Raw genomic sequence first — 4,502 nt, 5'->3', positions numbered from 1 at the left:
GCCACCTTCCTGCGCCACCTCTGACCCGCCGCCCCGCGGGCCGTCACGCAGGCCGGCGGGGCGGCGGGGGCCGGGGCGCGGGGATCAGGTCAGGAAGCGGCTCACCTCCTCGGCGACCCGTCCGGGGCGACCGCCCATGGCGGTGTTGCAGGTGGCCTCGTGGCCCAGGCCGCGCAGCTCCACCCGCCGCGCGTGCGGCAGCAGGCCCTCCAGCGCGGTGAGCGCCCTCTTGATGGGGGCGGCGCTGCGGGAGCCGCCCATCAGCAGCACCTCGGCCCGCACCCCGCGCAGGCGCTCCAGGGAGCCGATCGCCTCGGTCACCAACCGGATGTCGTAGTGCAGCGTCGGCGCCAGCTCCCGGAAGCGCGGCTCCTCCCCGGCCCCCTGCCGCTCCTGGCGGGCCATGAACGCGGTGGTGAGCCGCTCCAGCAGCCACCGGGGCAGCACCTGGAGGACCGGTGGTCCCAGGTGGGCGGCGAGCATCCCGGTGACCAGCGCCCTCGCCACCCTCCCTTCGGCGATCTCCCGGTCGAACCGCTCCAGCAAGCCCGTCGGGTCAGTGTCGCCGAGGTTCAGGGGCGGCTCGAACGCGACCACCCGGCGCAGGTCAGGGCGTGCGAGCGCGGTGCTCAGCGCTATGACGGCCCCCGAGCTGACCCCGATCACGTCGCGGGCGCCGGTGGCGGTGAGCAGCGCGTCGAGGTCCTCGACCTCCCTCTGGAGGCCGTAGCCGGCGCCGCACGGGCCGCTGGCGCCGCGCCCGCGCCGGTCGGGCACGTAACAGGTGTAGGCGCCGGCCAGCGCCCGGGCCAGCTCGACGTTGCTCGGCCCGGCCTGCATGGCGCCGTGCAGCAGGACGACCCCAGGTCTGGGGCCGGGGCCGCCGACGACCCGGTAGGCGATGGTGGTGCCGTCCCTGGACGTCACGGAACGGGCGGTGGTCTGGACATGTGTCATGGTCGTTTCCCCTCAGGCGTGTCGGCCCGCGCGGGGGAAGCCCGGCTATCCTTGCCAGTGCCATCTCGTGGCCGGGATCCGCTCCGCGGGTGTTCGGTTTCGAGGTCGAGGGCTCCGGCGGCGGTGTTGCAGCACCCCCGCCGGGGCCTTTTCGCGCGCGTCAGTCCGTGACGGATCTCCTTTCGGCGAGGCCGGCCACGTCCGGGGGCAGGCGGCCGGTGCGATGGAATTCGCGCCACTGGTCCAGGCCGGGGAACGAGCCGCCGGCCAGCTCGCCGAGCAGCGACCGGGTCCACTCGGCCTCCGCCTCGCGCATGGCCAGGCCGTACTCAGACTCCAGGAGGAACAGCCGCGGAAGCCCGGCCCGGTCGCGTTCCAGCTCGGCGCGCCGCGCGGCGATCTCGCGTCGCAGCACGTCGAGCCGCCGCCGCAGCAGGTCCGTGACCTCGTCGGGCGGGAGCCCGCCCATCACCGACAGCCCCGCCTCGAACCTCGGCCGCTCCTCCTCGGGCTCGGACAGCAGCTCGCGCGTCCAGTCGTCGAGCTCGGCCCGGCCGGCGCCGGTGATGCGGTAGACGGTCCGCTCGGGGCGGCCCCCCTCCCTGGCGCTCCCCGCCGCCTCGATCAGGCCGTGCCTGTCGAGGTTGTGCACGACGGTGTAGAGGGAGCCCCATTTGACGGCCATGTCCCGGTCCTTGCCGCGGGCGCGTATGACGGAGGCCATCTCGTACGCGTGCATCGGGCGCTCCGCCACGACGGACAGCACGGCGAGCGCCAGCAGGTTGCCGACCCGCCGCCGTCTCGCCACCCGGACCACCCCTGCTTATTCGCACACGATTACTCGTATGCGAGCATACGCCTGCGAGTAGACACGGGGCAATGCCCGCGGCGGGAATGCGGGGAGCGTCAGCGCGCTTGAAGCGTAATGATGTAAGCACGTGCCCCGGCAGGGCATCGCGTGGCTTCTCCCGAGGAGGCTGGCATGGACTCCTACTCGCAGATCGTCTCGTCCGTGGCGGCCGAGCTGCTGCCCAAGGTGGCCGCCGTGCGCGCCGGACGGGGCAGCGGCTCGGCCGTCGTGTTCTCCTCCGACGGCTTACTGCTGACGAACGCGCACGTGGTCGGCTCGGCGACGTCGGGCACGGTGGCGTTCGCGGACGGGTCGTCGGGCGGCTTCCGGGTGGTGGGGCGGGATCCGCTGTCGGACCTGGCGGTGATCAGGGCGGACGGGCCGACGCCGGAGCCGGCCGTGCTCGGCGACAGCGACGAGCTGGTGGTCGGGCAGCTGGTGGTGGCCGTCGGCAACCCCCTCGGGCTGGCCGGGTCGGTGACCGCGGGGGTGGTGTCGGGACTGGGCCGTTCGCTGCCCGCGCGCAGCGGCTCCGCCATACGGCTGATCGAGGACGTGATCCAGACCGACGCCGCGCTGAACCCGGGCAACTCCGGCGGGGCGCTCGCCGACGCGCGGGCACGGGTGGTGGGCGTCAACACCGCGGTGGCCGGAGTCGGCGTGGGGCTGGCCGTGCCGGTGAACGGCACGACCCGCTCCATCATCGCCACCTTGATCAGGGACGGCCGGGTGCGGCGGGCCTACCTGGGGCTGGTGACGTCGCCGGCGCCGCTGCCCGAGGCGCTGCGGCGGCGCACCGGGCAGGACAACGCGCTACGCGTGATGGAGGTGGTGCCCGGCTCGCCCGCCGGCAGGGCGGGGCTGCGGGCGGGGGACCTCGTGCTGAGCGCGGACCGCAAACCGGTGGGAGACGCGCAGGACCTGCAGCGGCTGATGTTCGCCGAGGCGATCGGCAGGCCGCTGCCGGTCACCGTCTACCGCAACGGCGCGCTGGTCGACGTCATCGCCGAACCGGTGGAGCTGTCGGGGTCTGAGGTTTGACCCAGGTGCCGTTGCGGCGGGCGAGCAACTCCTCCAGCAGGCCGTCCCACTGGGCGCCGACCGCGTCGACATCGTAGGAACGGGCGGTCTCCAGCGCGCCGGCGGCGAGCCGGCGGCGCAGCTGCTCGTCCTCGATGACGCGCAGGAGGGCGGCGGCGAGGTTGGCGTTGGTACGCGGCTTGACCAGCAGCCCGTCGACCTCGTCGGTGATCATCTCCTTGGGGCCGTGCGGGCTGTTGAAGCTCACGATGGCCAGCCCCTTGGCCATGGCCTCGAGGACGGTCATGGGGAAGCCCTCATGGCGGGAGCTGAGCACGAAGAGGGATGCCTTCTCCAGCTCGGCGCCCACGTCGGAGGTGGCGCCGGGCAGCACGACCTTGCCTTCGAGACCGGCCTCGGCGATCTGGGCGCGCAGGTTGTCCTCCTGGGGTCCGGCGCCGAAGATGCGCAGCTGCCAGTCGGGGTGGTGCTGGACGACCTGCTCCCAGGCGGCGATCAGCCGGTGGAAGCCCTTGATGCGGGTCATGCGGCCGATGGCGATGGCGACCTTGGCGTCCAGCTTGGACACGTCACCGGTCATCGGCGGCACGGCGTTCGGGATCCGGGCCAGGCGCCGGGGCTTCTTGGGCAGCGTCTCGCGGTAGTCGCGCAGATCGGCCTTGGTGAGGGTGACGAGGGCGTCCATGCGGCGGTAGCGCCACTTGATGAGCTCCTGCAGCGGCTCGGCCTGGGTGCGCAGGGCCACGTGCTCCTGGCCCACGGTGATGACGCCGGGCGGCGCCAGCTGCGCCATGGCCAGGTTGAGACCGGGCCGGGTGGCCATCAGCACGCCGGTGTCGAGGGAGCGGATGAATCGGGCCAGCTTGAGGTCGGTCCACAGGTTGAAGCGGTGGTAGGCCGACTCCTCCTTGGGGATCAGCCTGCTCGGCATCTTCGACAGCATCGCCCGCAACGGGTCCGGGCCGGGGTCGAGCCGGTCGTCGAGGAACCGGAACCTGACCCGCGGGTCGATGGGGAAGAACGGCTCCTCGGCCTCCTTGATGATGCTCACGATCTCGACGTCGTGGTCGCGCGCCAGGTAGCCGGCGAGGTTGAACACGGTCCGGATCGTGCCGCCCATGCCGTTGGCGTGGAGCAGCAGGATCCTGACGCGGTCGATCGACGGAGGAGGCGCGTTGCGTGCCCTGCGCCGGTTGTACCCCCTGTACAGCCGGACCATCGCCGACCTGCCCTTGCGTGCCAGTGCGCGCACCTGCGGAATCCCCCTTGGCTCGAGAGTGTCGGACAACACGCGTCACCGGCGGCGAGGGCGCGCCTCACCGCCGGAAGAAGATTGTCTCGCTTAGGCGGAGTGCACCGTTCATCCCCGTGGAACTATCCCCACCTATGATCATTAGACGCGGCAAAAGGGCCTAAGGTTGCATCCTTTGCTGGGGGACTCGCGAAGTCCGCGCAGCTTCGCCCACCAGCGCCCTTCTCGCCGAGAAAGGCGGTAACACGCCCAGAAGACGATGAGCCGCCCGTTGCGGGTGACTTTCTCCCCGCCTCGGGACCGGGCGCGGTTGGTCAGAGGATCGTGAGCTGCTCGGGCCCGGCTCCCCCGCCGGCGCCCGCGCCCGGGGGGCCACTCGTCCGCCGGGGCGGCAGCCGGCGG

The 4,502-nt window shown here is 72.6% G+C and carries 4 protein-coding genes; 1 reads left to right on the top strand and 3 read right to left on the bottom strand.

The window, feature by feature from the left end; translation table 11 throughout:
• Positions 1-84: 84 nt before the first annotated feature.
• Together DQW85_RS27015 and DQW85_RS27010 are read right to left on the bottom strand one after the other, a co-directional pair.
• Positions 85-957: an alpha/beta fold hydrolase gene (locus DQW85_RS27015; protein WP_113702731.1), complete on the bottom strand. Its 873-nt coding sequence runs from the start codon at positions 955-957 to the stop codon at positions 85-87.
• 160 nt (positions 958-1,117) lie between these two features.
• Positions 1,118-1,765, bottom strand: a complete 648-nt coding sequence (locus DQW85_RS27010) for a PadR family transcriptional regulator (RefSeq protein WP_113702732.1) — start codon at positions 1,763-1,765, stop codon at positions 1,118-1,120.
• Between the two features lie 174 nt (positions 1,766-1,939).
• Here DQW85_RS27010 and DQW85_RS27005 point away from each other — a divergent pair, with 174 nt between their 5' ends.
• Positions 1,940-2,848 carry a S1C family serine protease gene (locus DQW85_RS27005; RefSeq protein WP_113702730.1) on the top strand — a complete coding sequence of 303 codons (909 nt, stop codon included), beginning with the start codon at positions 1,940-1,942 and terminating at the stop codon, positions 2,846-2,848.
• On the opposite strand, the gene DQW85_RS27000 is transcribed toward DQW85_RS27005, so the two are convergent.
• Positions 2,808-4,100, bottom strand: a complete 1,293-nt coding sequence (locus DQW85_RS27000) for a glycosyltransferase family 4 protein (RefSeq protein WP_113702729.1) — start codon at positions 4,098-4,100, stop codon at positions 2,808-2,810. The two genes, DQW85_RS27005 and DQW85_RS27000, sit on opposite strands and share 41 nt — an antisense overlap.
• Positions 4,101-4,502: the final 402 nt, after the last annotated feature.

This window comes from Nonomuraea lactucae, from assembly GCF_003313395.1.
In the GTDB taxonomy this organism is placed as follows: Bacteria; Actinomycetota; Actinomycetes; order Streptosporangiales; family Streptosporangiaceae; genus Nonomuraea; species Nonomuraea lactucae.
The sequence above is the reverse complement of the archived record's forward strand: the minus strand, read 5'-3'. Positions and strand labels throughout refer to the sequence as shown.

Bases quoted from the DNA above. Each gene is read 5' to 3' on its own strand.
- DQW85_RS27015 (WP_113702731.1), bottom strand. From the start codon at position 957: ATGACACATGTCCAGACCACCGCCCGTTCCGTGACGTCCAGGGACGGC.
- DQW85_RS27005 (WP_113702730.1), top strand. From the start codon at position 1,940: ATGGACTCCTACTCGCAGATCGTCTCGTCCGTGGCGGCCGAGCTGCTG.